The organism is Paracoccus actinidiae (assembly GCF_030863885.1).
GTDB classification, from domain to species: domain Bacteria; phylum Pseudomonadota; class Alphaproteobacteria; order Rhodobacterales; family Rhodobacteraceae; genus Paracoccus; species Paracoccus everestensis.
In genome coordinates this window covers 257,977-275,204 of sequence record NZ_CP132956.1, presented here as the reverse complement: position 1 = coordinate 275,204, position 17,228 = coordinate 257,977, and the positions used below count along the sequence as shown (strand labels likewise).

The following is a 17,228-nucleotide window of genomic DNA, read 5'->3' as shown; positions in this document are numbered from 1 at the left end:
ATATTTTCTACAAGGCAAAAGCCGGATCAGCGTGCCGCCCGGCGGTGATCCAGGCGTTCGATGGACAGGCGCAATGCCTCGACCAGGGCTTCCCTGGGGATGCCGGTTTCGTGGGACAGGCGCATGATGCCGAAATGCACGCGGGCCAGTTCCTGGTAATAGCGCGTGAAGGTATAGTTGATCGAGGCCCCCACCACGGCGCCAAAGATCGGCGCGGCTTGGGCGGCCAGCTTCTGCCCCATCGACACCGACAAGCGCGGCGCGACCTTGCTGATCAGGCCCTGCACCGTCTGGCCGGTAACCGACATCCGTGCGGCCAGCAGACCCAGGTCGGTCGTGTCATCCTCGGCCATGGGGCCGGCGGCGGCGAAGATGCGCAGGCATTCCATCCGCACCTCCTCGCTGTCGGGGTCAAGGCCATGTTCGACGGCGATGTCCAGCATCGCGCGCAGCAGCAGCGTGATCGTGAAGGGCAGTTCGATCATCGCTCCTGCAAAGCCGCCCACCCCTCCAGCCGCACCGCTGACGGTCGAGGCCATGCGGTTGAACCAGTCGCCCCGGTCGCGCACCATGCGGCGCGAGGTCGTGGCCGCCGCAAAGGCCCGGTTCAGCGCCGCGCGGGTGATGCGGTCCATCCGGTTGCGCACAAAGCCCGGCAGCTTTTCGATCAGCCCCTCGGCGCTGTTGCCGACGACGGTCATCACCTCCATCCCCAGCCCGCCCGCATCCAGGTAACGCCGCGCCAGGCGGTCGACCTGGGCATGGACCGAGGGATCATTGATCGGCGGAAGCACCAGTTGCTGATTGGTGGGCATCGGTATCCTCTCTGGGGTGGTCGACCGTGACGCAGGCCGACAGGGCATTGGCGCCGCGCGACATTTTCCCGATATCGGGCGTGGTTTCGCGCGTCGCCGGCCCTGTCACATCAACCCAGGCGCCGGGACGAAGTTCCAGCCCAAGCACGCGCGCGGGGTTGGTCGGCGGCGGCATGACCACATCGTCCAGCCGCGCGAAACCGAAGCGGCTGTAATAAGGCGCGTCGCCCACCAGCAGTACCCGGTCCCAGCCCAGGGTGCGCGCCCGCGCCAGGCTGTCGCGCATCAGCAGGCCCCCCAGCCCCTCGCCCTGGGCGGTCGGATGCACGGCGATCGGCCCCAGCAGCAGCACGGGCCATTCCCCCACCCGCGCCGGCCAGAACCGGATTGCCGCCATCAGCGTGTTCGATCCGTCGCGCAGCACCAGGCACAGGTCAGAAACCCTGGGCACCCCGTCCCGCAGCCGGTATGACGACAGCGCGGTCCGCCCCGGCGCGAAGCACAGGTCGTAAAGCCCCTCGACCTCGGCTTCGTCGGCGGGTGTCTCGGGGCAGATTTCGTACATCGCGCCTCCTGGGGGTCTTTGCGCCCCTTAGCATGGGCTTGCAGATGATGAAACAATCCTCGGGCCATTGCGGCGCGACCCAGCTGATGGCAGGTTATGGGCGCAAATCACAGGAGGCCCGCGATGTTCTACCGCCCCGAAAACGGCCACGGGCTGCCCCATAACCCTTTCAACGCCCTTGTCGCGCCCCGTCCGATCGGCTGGATTTCCACGCGCGGAACGGCGGGCGACAATCTGGCGCCCTATTCCTTTTTCAATGCCGTGGCCTATGTTCCGCCGCAGGTGATGTTTGCGTCCACCAGTGCGAAACCCGACCGCAACGGCACCAAGGACAGCGTGGCGCAGATCATCGAAACGGGGGTGTTCTGCGTGAACATCGCGACAGGCGATTTGCGCGACCAGGTGAACGCGTCCTCGGCCCCCCTGCCCGCCGGGATCGACGAATTTCAGGCCGCCGGGATCGAGGCCGCGGAATGCGAAACGATCGCCTGCCCGCGCGTGGCGGGTGCCGCCGCCGCCCTGGAATGCCGCCTGACCCGTGTGGTTCCCTTGGCGGGCGAGGCGAATTTCGTCGTCTTGGGCGTGGTGACAGGCGTGCATATCCGCGACGATTGCGTGGTGGACGGCCGCTTCGATCCGCGCGCGGCAGGCGGCTGGATTGCGCGGCTGGGCTATCGCGATTATGCCGCCGTGACCGAGTTGTTCGAAATGGAACGCCCTGCATGAGCCTGAACGTCAAGGATTATATCCGCACCATCGCCGATTTCCCGCATGAAGGGATCCTGTTCCGCGACGTGACCACGCTGTTCGCCGACGCCCGCGGGTTTCGCATCGCCGTCGACCAGTTGCTGGCCCCCTATGCGGGCGCGCGGATCGACAAGGTCGTGGGGCTGGAGGCGCGGGGCTTTATCCTGGGGGGCGCGGTGGCGCACCAACTCTCCACCGGCTTTGTTCCGATCCGCAAAAAAGGCAAGCTGCCGGGCGCGGTGATCAGCCAAGCCTATCAACTGGAATATGGCGAGGCGGTGGTCGAGGTCCATGACGACGCCTTGAAGCCGGGCGAGCGGGTGCTGATCGTGGACGACCTGCTGGCCACCGGCGGCACGGCGGCGGCGGGGATCAGCCTGTGCGAAAGAATGGGGGCCAAGGTGGTGGGTTGCGCCTTTGTGATCGACCTGCCGGACCTGGGCGGGCGAAAGGTTCTGGAAGGGATGGGGCATGAAGTTCATGCGCTTTGTGCCTTCGAAGGGACGTAGGGTGCGTGATTTCACGCATCTTTGTTGACCTTCAGGCGGTGCGTGCAAGCACGCACCCTACGCCAGGATCACACCTGGATTCATGATTCCCGCCGGGTCGAGGGCATCCTTGATCGCCCGCATCGCCGCCAGGCGTGCGGGATCGCCCCATTCCCCCAGTTCCGCCGCCTTTAGCCGCCCGACCCCGTGTTCCGCCGAGAACGACCCGCCGCGCGCGACTACCATCTCGTGGACCGCGCGCGACAGGCCGGTGCGAATGCCGTCATAGGCGTCGCGCGTTTTCCCCGCCGCAGGAAACAGGTTGAAGTGCAGGTTGCCATCGCCCAGGTGGCCGAAGCAGTTGATGCGCAGGTCTGCCCGGTCCGCCAGCATGGCCGTGGCATCGTGGATGAAGCGGGCGATTTCCGACAAGGGCAGGCTGATGTCGTGGCTGGCGATGGCGCCGATGTGGCGGTTGGCGTCCGGGATCGTCTCACGGATGGTCCACAGATCGGCGGCCTGCTGGCCGGATTGCGCGATCACGCCGTCGCTGACAAGGCCCGCCTCGGCGGCGCCGGTGAACAGGCCTTCAAGCGCGTCATCGGCCGAAAGTCCAGCCGGCAGGCCCACCTCGATCAGGACGAGCCAGTCGGGGCGGTCCGCGAAGGGCTGACGCAGGTCCGGGAATGCCGCATCCAGAAAGCGCAGCCCCTGGCCTGCGATCAGTTCAAAGGCCGTCACACCCCCCGCCATGCGCGCCTGCGCCAGGGACAGCAGGGTCAGCGCGGCTTCGGGCGATTTCACGACCAGCATGGCAACGCCGCTTTCCGCAGGCACGGGGGCCAGGACCAGCGACGCGGCGGTGATGATGCCCAATGTGCCTTCCGCCCCGATCAGCAGGTCGCGGATGTCATAGCCGGTGTTGTCCTTTCGCAGCCGCTTGAGGTCGTGCATGACCTGGCCCTGCGGCAGGACCGCCTCGACCCCCAGGCAGAGGGTGCGGGCATTGCCGTATCGCAGCACGTTCACCCCGCCCGCATTGGTCGCCAGCACCCCGCCGATCTGAGCCGATCCTTGCGAGGCAAGGGCCAGCGGGAACTGCCGTCCCACTCCTGCGGCAGCCTCGCGGACCTGTTGCAGGGTGGCGCCCGCCTCGGCCAGGATCACGCCTTCCTCGGGGTAAATGGCCCGGATCCGGTTCATGCGTTCGAGTGACAGAAGCAGGGGCATGGCGCCGTCAGGCATGACCTGCCCGCCCACAAGGCCCGTGCCGCCGCCGCGCGGGACGATGGGCACCCGAGCCTCGGCGCAGGCGCGGATGATGGCCGCGACCTCCTCGACCGTGCGGGGGGCGGCGACCAGCCCCGCCCGGCCCTTGTAGCGTCCGCGCGGTTCTTCCAGATAGGCCGGCGCGGTTTCGCGCACCACCCCCTGGGGCAGCAGACGGGCAAGCGACTCGGTCGCGTCATTCAGCATGGTGTTCCCTCATCGGGCATCGGTGCGGCCGCGCCGGTCGCCGCGCAGGTTGGCGTAAAGCACATGGTTGCGCCACCGCCCGTCGATCTGGAGATAGCTTTGGGCGACGCCTTCGTATTTGAAGCCGGATCCTTCCAGAACGCCCCGGGATGCGACGTTCTCCGGCAGGCAGGCAGCTTCGATGCGGCTTAGGTCAAGGGCGGTGAAGGCGTGGTGGACCAGGACGCCGATCGCCTCTCTCATGTATCCCTGCCGGGCAAAATCCTGGCCGATCCAGTAACCGATGGTGCCCGATTGCGCGGGGCCGCGGCGGATATTGTCCAGCGTGATCGCGCCCAGCAGCACGCCGTCGCGGCGGACCAGGAACAAGGGCAGCGCGGTGCCGCCCCGGCTGGCGCGGGCCGCCCAATAAACGCGGTTCACGAAGCTTTTGCGCGTCAGGTGGTCGGGGGACCAGACCGGTTCCCACCGCGTCAGGAAATCGCGGCTGGATTGGCGCAGGGATGTCCAGGCATGAAAATCGCCATGGGCAGGCAAGCGCAGCACGATCCGTTCGGTTTCCAACCTTACGGGCCGCGCACGCAGGAACATCAGGCGGCAAGCCTTTCGGCCAGGGCGTCCCGCGCGGGCGCGGCCTTGACCGGGCCGTAAAGCGCAAGCGCAGGCCTGGCCTGCCCGATCAGGGCTTCGGCATGGGCGCGCACCTCGGCCACCGTGACGGCGGCGATGCGGTCGGCGACCTCGGCCGCGTCGGGCACCCGGCCCCAGATGGCCAGCGTCCGGGCCATGCGCTCGGCCTGGGAAGACGGGCTTTCCAGCGACATCAGCAGGCTTGCGCGCAATTGCGCCTTGGCGCGGGCCACCTCGGCCTCGGACATATCTTCGGCGGCGCGCTTCACCTCGTCGATGGTCAGGGTGGACAGATCGGCCAGATCCTCGGCACCCGTCCCGGCATAGATGGTCAGCATCCCGGTGTCGTCATGGAATCCCGACTGCGCGAAGATGGTATAGCATAAGCCCCGCTCCTCGCGAATCTTCTGGAACAGGCGGGACGACATTCCCCCGCCAAGCGCCGAGGAAAAGATCTGCGCGGCATAGAAATCGGGCGCCAGATAGCCCGGCCCTTCAAGCGCCAGGGCGAAATGGGCCTGTTCCAGCTTCTTGATCTTGCGGGTTTCCAGCCCCTGCCAGCGCGCAGCCTCTCGCGGCGCCTGAACCACCGGCGACAGATGGCCGAAGGCGCGCTCGGCCAGCCGGACGATGCGGTCGTGATCGATGGCACCCGCCGCCGCCACGATCATCTGGCCGGGACCATAGTTTTCGGCGACAAAGCCTGCCAGATCGGCGCGGCCAAAGCTGCTGACCCGTTCGGCGGGGCCAAGGATCGTGCGGCCCATCGGCTGGTTGGGATAGGCGGCCTCTTGCAGCCAGTCGAAGATGATGTCGTCGGGCGTATCCATGGACTGCCCGATCTCTTGCAGGATCACGCCGCGCTCGACCTCGATCTCGCGTTCGTCGAAGACCGGGTTCAGCACGATGTCGGACATCACGTCAAAGGCCAGGTCGACATCGTCTTCCAGCACCCGGACGTAATAGGCCGTCGCATCGCGGGAGGTATAGGCGTTGATATAGCCGCCCACATCCTCGATGGCCTCAGCGATCTGCAAGGCCGTGCGCGTCGCAGTGCCCTTGAAGGCCATGTGTTCCAGGAAATGCGCGATGCCGTTCTGTTCGGGGCGTTCGTTGCGGCCGCCGGCATTGACCCAGATGCCCAGGGCGGTGGAATGCAGCCCCGGCATCAGGCGCGTGGCAACGCGCAATCCGTTGGGCAGGGTGGTGATCTGCGGGGTCGGGTCTTGGTTCACTGGGTTCTCCGGTCAAGGATCAGCGACTTAAGCGCCTGTGCGTCGTTTTCAACCCGCGTGACGCGTTCGGGCAGATCGAAGAGGGTCGCCATATGCGGCGGCAAGGGGGGCCGGACCCCGATCGCGGCTTCCACCGCATCGGGGAACTTGGCCGGATGGGCCGTGGCCAGCGTTACCATGGGCACGCCGGGTTCGATATGCTGGCGCGCGACGGCCACACCCACGGCGCTGTGGGGGCACAGGATCTCGCCCGTTTCCGCGCGGATGGTGCGGATCATCGCCAGGGTTTCATCCTCGGACACGCAGCCCGACAGGTATTGCTCGCGCAGCGCTTGCAACGCGCCCTGGCTGATGGTGAAGCCGCCTTGGCGCAGTTCGTCCATCAGTTGCGAAACTGCCGCCGTGTCGCCGCCATAGGCCAGATACAGCGCGCGTTCGAAGTTGGAACTGACCTGGATGTCCATGGACGGGCTGATCGAAGGCTCGACCGTGCCCACCCGGTATTCGCCCGTGGTCAGCGCGCGGTGCAGGATGTCGTTCTGGTTCGTGGCCACGATCAGCCGGCGGATCGGCAGGCCCATGGCCCGGGCAATGGATCCCGCGAAGATGTCGCCGAAATTGCCAGTGGGCACGGTGAAATCGGTATCGCGCATTCCCAGGCTGGCGCAGGCCGTGAAGTAATAGACGATCTGGGCCACCACGCGCGCCCAGTTGATGCTGTTGACGCCCGAAAGCCCCACCTGGTCGCGGAAGGCGTGGTCGTTGAACAGATCCTTCAGCCGCGCCTGGCAGTCGTCGAAATGACCCGTCACGGCAAGCGCGTGGATGTTGGCGGCATCGGGCGTGGTCATCTGGCGGCGCTGCACCTCGCTGACGCGGCCGTGGGGGAACATGATGAACACGTCCACGTTGTCGATGCCCTTGAAGGCCTCGATGGCCGCAGATCCCGTGTCGCCCGATGTCGCGCCGACAATGGTGATGCGCTGTCCCGACCGCTTCAACGCAATCTCGAACAGTTGCGCGATCAACTGCATCGCGAAGTCCTTGAAGGCCAGCGTTGGCCCGTGGAACAGTTCCAGCAGATAATGGCCGGGGGCAAGCTGGCGCAGCGGCGCCTTGGCGGTGTGTTCGATGCGCGCATAGGCGCGGTCGATGGCGCCGCGCAATTCGGCGTCCGTGAAACTGTCGCCGGTAAAGGGACGGATTACGCGGAAAGCGACTTCGTCGTAAGGCAGGCCGTCCAGTTCGTTCAGGCCGCCGAAGGCCGGAATCGTCTCGGGCAGGTACAATCCGCCGTCGCGGGCAAGACCGGACAGCATCGCCCCTTCGAAGTTCAGAACCGGGGCCTGACCCCGCGTCGAGACGTAGCGCATCCGTATTCCCTCAGTATTTCCGCTGCCTGATACGCCAGATCAGGCCGAGTGTCATCCCTGCCCAGGTTGCCGCGATCAGGAACCACTGGACGGCATAGGACAGATGGTTGTTGGGGATCCCCTCGACGGCGACGGGGATGGGTTCGATCCCCTGCGCGTCGCCCTCGACAAAGTTTGCGACGACCAGGACGGGTTCGGTTTCCAGCACCTCGGCCATCGCGGGCACGTCGCGGGCAAACCAGATGTTCTCGTCCAGGTTCGGTTCGGGCGTGGCGCTGCCCTTTTCGTCGGGCCAGTGCAGATTGCCGCGAACGGCCAGCCGCACGGGGCCGCGTTCGACATGGCGCAATTCCTGCGGAACGAAGCCCCGGTCCAGCATGATCGCACGGCCATCATCGGTGATGAAGCGCGACACGACCTGATAGCCGCCGCCCTGTTCCTTGGTATGGGACAGCACGTCGATTTCCGCCCCCGTCGTGGTGCCGGTGACGGTGACGGGCAAGTATTTCATCGACGGGTCGATTGCGGCGGGCAAGGGCACGGGGTCGGCCTGGATGCCCGCCTCGACCTGGTCCAGCAGGCCTTCCTTCCACTCCATCCGGCGCAACTGCCACAGGCCAAGCTGGATCAGGATCGCACAGCCGACGATGCCAAGGATCAGGGGAAACAGGATGCGGCGCATGAGGATAAAGCCAAGGCAAAGAAAAACGCGCGGGGCCATCCCCCCGCGCGCTGTTTGTCAGGTCAGGCGGGGATCAGCTGCCCCAGACATAGATCACGGCGAACAGGAACAGCCAGACCACGTCGACGAAGTGCCAGTACCAGGCCGCCGCCTCGAAGCCGACGTGCTTTTCCTGGCTCATCTGGCCGTTCATCATGCGCAGCAGGCAGACAGCCAGGAAGATCGTCCCGATGATGACGTGAAAGCCGTGGAACCCCGTCGCCAGATAAAAGGCGCTGGCATAGGACGTATCGGCCAGCCCAAAGGCCGCGTGGCTGTATTCATAGGCTTGCAGGATCGAAAAGACGACGCCCAGGATCACCGCAACGATCAGACCGTTGATGGTCGTCTTGCGGTCGTTGTCATGGACAAGCGCATGGTGCGCCCAGGTCACGGCCACACCCGACAGCAGCAGGATCAGCGTGTTGATGAAGGGCAGGTGCCAGGGATCAAAGGTGACGATACCCTCGGGCGGCCAGACGCCGTCCTTGATCGGGCTTTCCGGCCCCATGGGATACATCGCATTCTTGATGAAGTTCCAGAACCAGGCGACGAAGAACATCGCCTCGGAAATGATGAACAGGATGAAGCCGTATTGCAGGCCGATCCGCACCACCGGCGTGTGATCGCCCGACTGGCTTTCGCGAACCACATCCGCCCACCAGCTGTACATGACATACAGCACCCCCGCCAATCCGATCAGGGCCAGCCAGGGACCGTTGACCGGAATGCCCAGCAGGTGCACTTCGCCCGCGTGCATCCAGCCAACCGCGCCGTACAGCATCAGGAAGGCCGAGATGGCGGCGACGAAGGGCCAGATCGACGGCGGAAGGATGTGGTAATCGTGGTTCTTTGCGTGCGCCATGAGCGGTCCCCGTCGGCTTCTTGTATTCAGTTGACGTTATCGGCCGGTGCAGCGTCAAGCGCCGCCTGCACAGGCTCGGTCCGGTGGAAGGTATAGGACAGGGTGATGTCCCTGACCCAGCTTGCGTCGCGGTCGTTGACCAGTTCGGGATCAACATAAAAGCTGACCGGCATCTCGATCCGTTCGCCCGGCTGCAAGGTTTGCTCGGTAAAGCAGAAACACTCGATCTTGCTGAAGTAATAGCCCGACACTTCCGGCGCGACGTTATAGCTGGCGGTGCCGGTGACGGGCACATCCGAATTATTGACCGCCTCGTAGAAGGCGAGGCCGTTTTCGCCGATCTTCAGTTCCATGCTGGTCTGCATGGGACGGAAGGTCCACCCCAGATCCTTGTCCACATTGGCGTCAAAGCGGATGCGGACGGTTTCATCCAAGGCCTGGCCCGGCGCGGCCTGAGCGACCTGGGTGGTGCCGCCAAAGCCGGTGACGCGGCAGAACCAGTCATAGAACGGCACCGCAGCCCAGGCGAGCGCGCCCATCGTCACGACGACGCCCAGCAACCCGACAACGGTCTTCTTTTCGGGGGACATCCGGCTCATTTCACCGGCTCCTCAAGCGGCAGCTCGGATACGCGCGGCTGGTGGTCATAGGCCTCCATCAGGTCGCCCTGCTGGACCTTGACCACAGTAAGGCCAAAGACAAGGGCGACAAAGGCGACCAGGACCAGCCCCAGCCCGACATTGCGGGACCGGCGCCGCTTGTGAATTTCGTGTTCGGTGTTCAGCGCCATTACCAGCCCCCCATTGCGTTCTGGACCAGCAACGCCACGAAATGCAGGAACAGGTAATAAAGCGACAGCTTGAAGACGCGCTTTTCGACAGCATATCCATCCGCCACGGCTGCGGCTTCATCGCGTCTCAGGATCAGCCAGCCGCCCCGGATGAACAACGCGTTCAGCACGACCGATGCGGCCAGATAGACCGGCCCGCCGATCGAGGTCAGACCCAGCCAGATCGCAAAGGGCGCCAGCACCAGCGTATAGGCAAAGATGTGGCGCCGCGTGGCCGGGCGGCCATGCGTGACCGTCAGCATCGGCACCTTGGCCTCGTGATAGTCGGACTTCATGAACAGCGCGAGCGCCCAGAAATGCGGCGGCGTCCAGAAGAAGATCAGCGCGAACATCAGCAAGGATTCGATGCTGATCCCGCCGGTGGCGCAGGCCCAGCCGATCATCGGAGGAAAAGCCCCCGCCGCGCCGCCGATGACGATATTCTGCGGCGTCCAGCGTTTCAGCCAGATCGTATAAACCACGGCATAGAAGAAGATCGTGAAGGCCAGGAAGGCTGCCGCGAACCAGTTCGCCGCCAGCCCCAGCATCATCACCGCAAAGCCCGACAGGATCAGGCCCAGCGACAGCGCCGCCCCACCCTCGATCCGGCCCGCGGGGATGGGGCGGCCCTGGGTGCGGCGCATCACTGCGTCGATATCGGCATCATACCACATATTCAGCGCGCCGGACGCACCGCCGCCAAGCGCGATGAACAGGACCGAGCAGAAAGCGATAAAGGGATGCACATCGACCGGCGCGACCCACAAGCCCACAAAGGCCGTAAAGACGACCAGCGACATCACCCGCGGCTTGAGCAGCGCGACGAAATCGCGGAACTCGGCCTCGGGGGCAGTGCCTTCGTATGCGTTGATGTCGGTCATCGCTTCTTCAGTCTGGCTGTGTTGCTGGTCCGGCCGACGTTCAGTCGGCCTTGGCCAGCGTCACGGACGTTGCAGGATCGGCTGCGGCGGTTTCCGCAACCCCTTCCAGGGTGCCGCCCTGTTCGGCGACCCAGGCGGCATATACTTCGGGGCTGACCGCCTTCACGACGATCGGCATATAGGCGTGGTTGATGCCGCACAATTCGCTGCACTGGCCGAAGTAAACGCCCTCTTGTTCGACGTTGAACCAGGCCTGCGCGATCCGGCCCGGGACGGCGTCCTGCTTTACGGCAAAGGCCGGGATCGTCCAGCTGTGGATCACGTCGTTCGCGGTCACCTGCAACAGCACGGTCTGCCCCACGGGAACAACCACGGCGGTATCGGTGGCCAGCAGGTATTCATCCTCGGCATAGCCGTATTCGGGCAGTTCTTCCTTGGTCAGCATGATCGAATCGAAGCTGATGCCGTTTTCGGGATATTCATAGGACCAGTACCACTGGTTCCCGATCGCCTTGATCACCACGTCGGGATCGGCCGGCATTTCCTGGCTGCGGAACAGCACCGGCAGCGAAAAGGCGCCAATGGCCACCAGGATCAGCACCGGCACCAGCGTCCAGGCAACCTCCAGCGGGGTATTGTGGGTGAACTTGGCCGGGACCGGGTTCGCGCGGCGGTTGAACCGCAGGATCGCGAACAACAGCAGCCCGCATACCACGACCGTGACCACGGTGATGATGATCAGCACGAAATGGTCCAGCCATTGCTGGTCCCGCGCAAGCTCGGTCGCGGCGGGCTGGAAATTCACGCCGCGTGCCTCGGGCTTGCCGATCACCGGCAGTTCCCCCAGAACGTCCTGCGCCAAGGCCGAACCGGCTGTCATTCCTGCCAACGCAAGCCCGGACGCTGCCGCGACTGCACGGCGAATCATCGCTTTTGCCATCATCCCATCCCGTTATCCTGGCGCGGCCGCGCGACCGCAGGGGCGCCCCAAGACCGCCCCTTTTCCTTTAACACTGACCGTTCTATGACCATATCTCGTCCCTACGGGCAAGTGATACATAAGCTTGCCTTCGCAAAATCCCAAGGTTCGGGCGGTCCCGGCCCTTGCGCCGCTGACAGAAAGACGACGCCCCGCCATGACCCGAACCCCCTTTGATCCTTTCGCCACCCACCTGGACCGCGACCGTGCCCTGGCGATCCTGCGCGATGCCACCGCAGGGGCCGAGGACGGGGAACTGTTCCTGGAACATTCCGTGTCTGAATCGCTGGTCTTCGACGACGGGCGGCTGCGCAATTCCGGCTATACCGCCGAACAGGGCTTCGGCCTGCGCGCTGTCCGGGGCGAGGTGACGGGCTATGCCCATTCGACCGAGATTTCGGAACCCGCGCTGCGCCGCGCGGCCGAAACCGCGCGCTTGGCCGTGGGACAGGGCGGCGGCATCCTGGCCCCCGCCGCGCCCATGCAGGTCCAGCCGCTGTACATGGCCGCCGACCCCGCCGAGGGGATCCCCTTCGCCACCCGGATCGCCTTGCTGCGCGAGATCGACCATTACGCCTGGTCCCGCGATCCGCGCGTGGTCCAGGTAACGGTTGCCCTGGGGTCGTCCTTGCAGCAGGTGGCGATCCTGCGGCCCGAAGGCAGGCTTGTCACCGATATCCGTCCGATGGCGCGGCTGAACGTCAGCGTGATCGTGGAAAACAACGACCGCCGCGAATCCGGCGGTCATGGCGGCGGTGGACGCGTGTCCCTGGCCGGGCTGATGGATCCGGCCCACTGGCAGCCCGCCGTGGACGAGGCGCTGCGCATCGCCCTGGTTAACCTGCGCTCTGTCCCTGCGCCTGCGGGCGTGATGGACGTGGTTCTTGGCCCCGGCTGGCCCGGCATCCTGCTGCACGAGGCCGTGGGCCATGGTCTGGAAGGCGATTTCAACCGCAAGAAGGCCTCGGCCTTTGCCGGGCTGATGGGACAACGTGTCGCAGCGCCGGGTGTGACGGTCATCGACGACGGCACCATCCCCGACCGGCGCGGATCCATCAGCGTGGACGACGAAGGAATGCCTCCCGCGCGCAACGTGTTGATCGAGGACGGGATCCTCGTGGGCTATTTGCAGGACCGCCAGAACGCGCGGCTGATGGGGGTCGAACCCACGGGCAACGGGCGGCGTCAAAGCTTTGCCCATGCGCCGATGCCGCGCATGACCAACACCTTCATGCCCGGCGGCGAGGCTGATCCGGCGGCGATCCTGGCCGATCTGCGCGAGGGCATCTATGCGGTGGGCTTTGGCGGGGGCCAGGTGGACATCACCAACGGCAAGTTCGTGTTCAGTTGCACCGAGGCTTACAGCGTCAAGAACGGTGTTGTCGGCGATCCCATCCGGGGCGCCACGCTGATCGGCGACGGGGCGACCGCGCTGCAGCAAATCCGCGCCATCGGCAATGACATGGCCCTGGATCCCGGGATCGGGAACTGCGGCAAGCAGGGCCAGTGGGTGCCGGTGGGCGTGGGTCAGCCGACGCTGCTGATCGGCGGGCTGACGGTCGGCGGCTCGGCTGCGTAAAGGACCGCTAACCAGTTGTTAACGCCTTCGGGGCTATGCTGATTCCCGGACAAGGGCCGGAGGCAGCATGGATACCGGGCATCTTCCTTTTGACAGGCGCAGCCAGATGGCGGACGACGACCTGACCGTCCTGCGCCTGATCCGGTCCCGGCGCGTGGGACCGGCAACCTATCACCGGCTGGTTGCCGAACATGGCAGCGCGCGGGCGGCCCTGGTTGCGCTGCCCGACATCGCGGCGGCAGCGGGCATCGCTGGTTACGAAGCCTGCCCCGAAGGCGTGGCCGCGGCCGAGCTGGCGGCAGGCCGCAAGGCAGGTGCCCGCCTGATCCGCTGCGATTCGCCACTGTACCCCACGGCATTGCTGGACATCGACGGCGCTCCACCGATCCTGTGGCTGCGCGGCGATCCGGCATGGCTGTCGCGCAACCCCGTGGCCGTGATCGGCGCGCGCAACGCCTTGTCCCTGGGGCTGCGCATGGCGCGCGGCATGGCGGCGGGCCTGGGAGAGGCCGGGCATACCATCGTTGCGGGCCTGGCGCGCGGCATCGACACCGCCGCCCACAACGCCGCCTTGCCCACGGGAACCATCGCCGTGATGGCGGGGGGCGTGGACGTGATCTATCCCGCCGAGAACGTCGTCCTGGCCGCGCAGATTGCGGAAATGGGTGCGCTTGTATCCGAACAGCCGCCCGGCACCGAACCCCAGGCCCGCCATTTCCCCACCCGCAACCGCATCGTGTCCGGTCTGTCGCAGGCGGTTGTCGTGATCGAGGCCGCGCATCGGTCGGGCACCTTGATCACCGCCAAGAACGCGCTGGATCAGGGGCGCGAGGTGATGGCCGTTCCCGGTCACCCGATGGACGCCCGTGCCGGCGGCTGCAACCAGTTGATCCGCGACGGCGCGGTTCTGGTGCGCAATTCGGCCGATGTCTGCACCGCCCTTGGCCGCGAGGGGGAACCCATGGGCATGGCGGATGCCCCCCCTGCCCCCGGCCCCGCGACACCACCCGAACCCGCCGAGCCCGGAGAGATCGAGGCGCGGATCATCTCTCGTCTCAGCCCCTCGCCTTCGGATGAAAACGACGTGATCCGCGACTTGGGCCTGCCCGCCGCTGCGGCCAATGCGGCGATCCTGTCGCTGGAATTACAGGGCCGCCTGCTGCGCGTGCCGGGCGGACGGCTGGCGCTTGGCTGATGATCGGCACACGCGGCGGATGAAGGCGCCCGGTTGACACTGGCAGGGACCGAACCCATGTTGCCGCCCCATCGCAAGGTCCCCTGAGGTAACAATGCCCGTCGTCGTCGTGGAATCCCCGGCCAAGGCCAAGACCATAGAAAAATACCTCGGCGGCGACTATCGCGTCCTGGCCTCGTTCGGCCATGTCCGCGACCTGCCGCCCAAGGACGGCAGCGTCGATCCCAACGACGATTTCGCCATGAAATGGGAGGTCGCGGCCGACAGCCGCAAGCACCTCAAGGCCATCAAGGACGCGCTGAAGGACGACCAGAACCTGATCCTGGCCACCGACCCCGACCGAGAGGGCGAGGCGATTTCATGGCATCTTCTGGAAGCCTTGCAACCCGCACTGAAAAAAGGCAGCGGGGTCAGCCGCGTCACCTTTAACGCCATCACCAAATCCGCCGTGACCGAGGCGATGGCGAATCCGCGCCAGATCGACCAGCCGTTGGTCGATGCCTATCTGGCCCGGCGCGCGTTGGATTACCTGGTGGGCTTCAACCTGTCCCCGGTCCTGTGGCGCAAGTTGCCGGGCGCGAAATCGGCGGGCCGGGTGCAGTCGGTCTGCCTGCGCCTGATCGTTGACCGCGAGATGGAGATCGAGGCCTTCAAGGCCCGCGAATACTGGTCGGTCCATGCGCGCCTCGCGACGCCGGGCGGTGCGGAATACGATGCGACGCTGGCATCGCTGGCGGGTGCGAAGCTGGACCGCTTCGACCTGCCTACGGCGGAAAAGGCCGCAATGGCGGTCAGCGCCGTGGCCAGCCGCGACCTGCGCGTGACGGGCGTTGCCGCCAAGCCCGCGACGCGGAACCCCTGGCCGCCCTTCATGACCTCGACCCTGCAGCAGGAAGCCAGCCGCAAGCTGGGCATGGGCGCCAAGGCCTGTATGTCGGCGGCCCAGCGGCTGTATGAGGCAGGGCTGATCACCTATATGCGCACCGACGGCATCGACATGGCGCCCGAGGCGGTCCATGCCGCGCGCGACGCGATCCGCGCCAAATTCGGCGACAAATACGTCCCCTCCAGCCCGCGGATGTACAAGAACAAGGCCAAGAACGCGCAGGAAGCGCATGAATGCATCCGGCCCACCGACATGATGCTGTCGCCCGACCGGCTGAAGGTTTCGGCTGACGATCAGCGCAAGCTTTATGACCTGATCTGGAAGCGCACTATCGCCAGCCAGATGGAAGCCGCACGCATGGAGCGCACCACGGTGGACATCGCCAGCCCCGACAACCAGGTCGGCCTGCGCGCGACCGGCCAGGTGATCCTGTTCGACGGCTTCCTGCGCGTTTATGACCAAGGCCGCGACGACGATGACGGCGAGGATAGCGCCCGCCTGCCCGCGATCCAGCAGGGCGAGACGGCCCGGCTGGTCGGCAAGGCCTTCGAGGCCGATTTCGCCAAGGCCCGCGAAAAGGACGATCCGGTTCCCGTCGCCCCTGCCGGACAGCGATCCGCGCCGGGGTTGCTGCTGAACGACAGCGCCGCCGTGGTCGCCCGACAGCACTTCACCCAGCCGCCCCCCCGCTATACCGAGGCGACGCTGGTCAAGCGCATGGAGGAGCTGGGCATCGGGCGCCCGTCCACCTATGCCAGCATCGTCACCACGATCCAGGACCGTGAATATGTCCGCAAGGACAAGAACCGCCTGATCCCCGAGGACAAGGGCCGCTTGGTCACGGTTTTCCTGACCAAGTATTTCCCGCGCTATGTCAGCCATGATTTCACCGCAAATCTGGAAAACGAACTGGACGAGATCAGCGCGGGTGACCTGTTGTGGCGCGAGGTGCTGGGGCGGTTCTGGAAAGATTTTTCAAAGGCGCTTGAAGGCACGTCGGAACTGCGCATCACCGAGGTTCTGGACGCCATCGACGACGCGCTCGCCCCGCATCTCTACCCTCCGCGGGCGGATGGCGGCGATCCGCGCGAATGTCCGCTTTGCGGCAAGGGACGGCTGAACCTCAAGACCGCGCGGTCGGGCGGCGCCTTTATCGGCTGCACCAATTATCCCGAATGCCGATATACCCGACCCATTTCGGCCCCCGACGGAGAGGAGGCCGTGGGCGACCGCATCTTGGGCGAGGATGACGGTGTCCTGATCAGCCTCAAGACCGGGCGCTTTGGTCCCTATGTCCAGCGGGGCGAGGCGACCGAGGATAACCCCAAGCCCGCCCGCTCCTCGATCCCCAAGGGCTGGAACCCGGCGACGCTGGATCTGGACCGCGCGGTGCAGCTTTTGTCGCTGCCCCGCCCGATTGGCCCCCATCCCGAGGACGGCGAGTTGATCGAGGCCGGGATCGGCAGGTTTGGCCCTTATGTAAAGCACGGGTCGAAATACGCGAACCTGCCCGATGTGGACGAGGTGTTCACCATCGGCATGAACCGCGCGGTCGAGGTTCTGGCCGCCAAGCAGACGCGTGGCCGCGCCGCTGCCGCGGCACCCTTGCGCGAGTTGGGCGATCATCCGGGCGGCGGCGCGATCCAGGTGATGAACGGGCGCTATGGTCCTTATGTGAAATGGGAAAAGGTGAACGCCACCCTGCCCCGCGATGTGTCGCCCGAGGATCTGACGGTTGAACAGGCGCTTGAACTGATCGCGGCCAAGGCCGGCAAGTCGCCCGCCAAGAAGAAGGCCGCGCCCAAGGCCAAGGCTGCCGCGAAGAAGCCTGCGGCAAAGAAGGCCCCCGCCAAGAAGGCGACGAAAAAGGCTGCCGGGGGCTAGACCTTGGCTGCTTTGGCCAAAAACCGCTGGCGGCCTTGCCCCGGCCATGAAGGTTGCCGGGCAGGAACATTGCTGCCAGT

General features: G+C 65.7%; 17 protein-coding genes. 5 read left to right on the top strand and 12 right to left on the bottom strand.

All coding sequences use genetic code 11. The features are described 5' to 3' along the window. Window positions 1-26 precede the first annotated feature (26 nt). Together Q5701_RS01395 and Q5701_RS01390 are read right to left on the bottom strand one after the other, a co-directional pair. Window positions 27-815, bottom strand: a complete 789-nt coding sequence (locus Q5701_RS01395; protein ID WP_306753380.1) for an EcsC family protein — start codon at window positions 813-815, stop codon at window positions 27-29. Then, window positions 775-1,380 carry a GNAT family N-acetyltransferase gene (locus tag Q5701_RS01390; protein ID WP_306753379.1) on the bottom strand — a complete coding sequence of 202 codons (606 nt, stop codon included), beginning with the start codon at window positions 1,378-1,380 and terminating at the stop codon, window positions 775-777. The genes Q5701_RS01395 and Q5701_RS01390 overlap by 41 nt, the downstream gene beginning before the upstream one ends. A 123-nt stretch (window positions 1,381-1,503) precedes the next feature. On the opposite strand from Q5701_RS01390, the gene Q5701_RS01385 reads away from it, so the two are divergent. Further along, window positions 1,504-2,106: a flavin reductase family protein gene (locus Q5701_RS01385; RefSeq protein WP_234855101.1), complete on the top strand. Its 603-nt coding sequence runs from the start codon at window positions 1,504-1,506 to the stop codon at window positions 2,104-2,106. Further along, window positions 2,103-2,636 (top strand): adenine phosphoribosyltransferase, encoded by a 534-nt coding sequence (locus Q5701_RS01380; RefSeq protein ID WP_234855100.1) that lies wholly within the window; start codon window positions 2,103-2,105, stop codon window positions 2,634-2,636. The genes Q5701_RS01385 and Q5701_RS01380 overlap by 4 nt, the downstream gene beginning before the upstream one ends. A 57-nt stretch (window positions 2,637-2,693) precedes the next feature. Here the strand turns inward: Q5701_RS01380 and Q5701_RS01375 are convergent, their stop codons facing one another. The 10 genes from Q5701_RS01375 to coxB form a co-directional block, all read right to left on the bottom strand. Beyond that, window positions 2,694-4,091: an FAD-binding oxidoreductase gene (locus Q5701_RS01375; RefSeq protein ID WP_306753378.1), complete on the bottom strand. Its 1,398-nt coding sequence runs from the start codon at window positions 4,089-4,091 to the stop codon at window positions 2,694-2,696. Window positions 4,092-4,100: 9 nt separating this feature from the next. Beyond that, entirely contained in the window at window positions 4,101-4,682 is a 582-nt protein-coding gene (locus tag Q5701_RS01370) for a GNAT family N-acetyltransferase (RefSeq protein WP_306753377.1), read from the bottom strand. Beyond that, window positions 4,682-5,956, bottom strand: coding sequence for a M16 family metallopeptidase (locus tag Q5701_RS01365; protein ID WP_306753376.1), 1,275 nt, complete (start codon window positions 5,954-5,956; stop codon window positions 4,682-4,684). The genes Q5701_RS01370 and Q5701_RS01365 overlap by 1 nt, the downstream gene beginning before the upstream one ends. Then, window positions 5,953-7,329, bottom strand: coding sequence for a threonine synthase (gene thrC, locus Q5701_RS01360; RefSeq protein ID WP_306753374.1), 1,377 nt, complete (start codon window positions 7,327-7,329; stop codon window positions 5,953-5,955). The genes Q5701_RS01365 and thrC overlap by 4 nt, the downstream gene beginning before the upstream one ends. A gap of 10 nt (window positions 7,330-7,339) precedes the next feature. Further along, complete coding sequence (locus tag Q5701_RS01355) at window positions 7,340-8,011, bottom strand: SURF1 family protein (protein WP_306755499.1); 672 nt, start codon at window positions 8,009-8,011, stop codon at window positions 7,340-7,342. 73 nt (window positions 8,012-8,084) lie between these two features. Further along, on the bottom strand, window positions 8,085-8,915 hold the full coding sequence (locus Q5701_RS01350) for a cytochrome c oxidase subunit 3 (protein WP_306753373.1): 831 nt from the start codon (window positions 8,913-8,915) through the stop codon (window positions 8,085-8,087). Between the two features lie 26 nt (window positions 8,916-8,941). Further along, window positions 8,942-9,514, bottom strand: coding sequence for a cytochrome c oxidase assembly protein (locus Q5701_RS01345; RefSeq protein WP_306753372.1), 573 nt, complete (start codon window positions 9,512-9,514; stop codon window positions 8,942-8,944). Further along, window positions 9,511-9,705 (bottom strand): cytochrome c oxidase system small membrane protein, encoded by a 195-nt coding sequence (locus Q5701_RS01340; RefSeq protein ID WP_306753371.1) that lies wholly within the window; start codon window positions 9,703-9,705, stop codon window positions 9,511-9,513. Before Q5701_RS01340 ends, Q5701_RS01345 begins: the two co-directional genes overlap by 4 nt. Continuing rightward, a complete protein-coding gene (gene cyoE / locus Q5701_RS01335) occupies window positions 9,705-10,625 on the bottom strand; it encodes a heme o synthase (RefSeq protein WP_306753370.1) in 921 nt (306 codons plus the stop codon). Before cyoE ends, Q5701_RS01340 begins: the two co-directional genes overlap by 1 nt. A 40-nt stretch (window positions 10,626-10,665) precedes the next feature. After that, window positions 10,666-11,553, bottom strand: a complete 888-nt coding sequence (coxB, locus tag Q5701_RS01330; protein ID WP_373568600.1) for a cytochrome c oxidase subunit II — start codon at window positions 11,551-11,553, stop codon at window positions 10,666-10,668. Window positions 11,554-11,761: 208 nt separating this feature from the next. Between coxB and tldD the strand changes: the two genes are divergently transcribed. The 3 genes from tldD (at window position 11,762) to topA (ending at window position 17,148) form a co-directional block, all read left to right on the top strand. Next, window positions 11,762-13,183: a metalloprotease TldD gene (tldD, locus tag Q5701_RS01325; RefSeq protein WP_306753369.1), complete on the top strand. Its 1,422-nt coding sequence runs from the start codon at window positions 11,762-11,764 to the stop codon at window positions 13,181-13,183. A 106-nt stretch (window positions 13,184-13,289) separates the two neighbouring features. Next, a complete protein-coding gene (dprA, locus tag Q5701_RS01320) occupies window positions 13,290-14,378 on the top strand; it encodes a DNA-processing protein DprA (RefSeq protein ID WP_306753368.1) in 1,089 nt (362 codons plus the stop codon). A gap of 94 nt (window positions 14,379-14,472) precedes the next feature. After that, window positions 14,473-17,148: a type I DNA topoisomerase gene (topA, locus tag Q5701_RS01315; protein ID WP_306753367.1), complete on the top strand. Its 2,676-nt coding sequence runs from the start codon at window positions 14,473-14,475 to the stop codon at window positions 17,146-17,148. Window positions 17,149-17,228 lie beyond the last annotated feature (80 nt).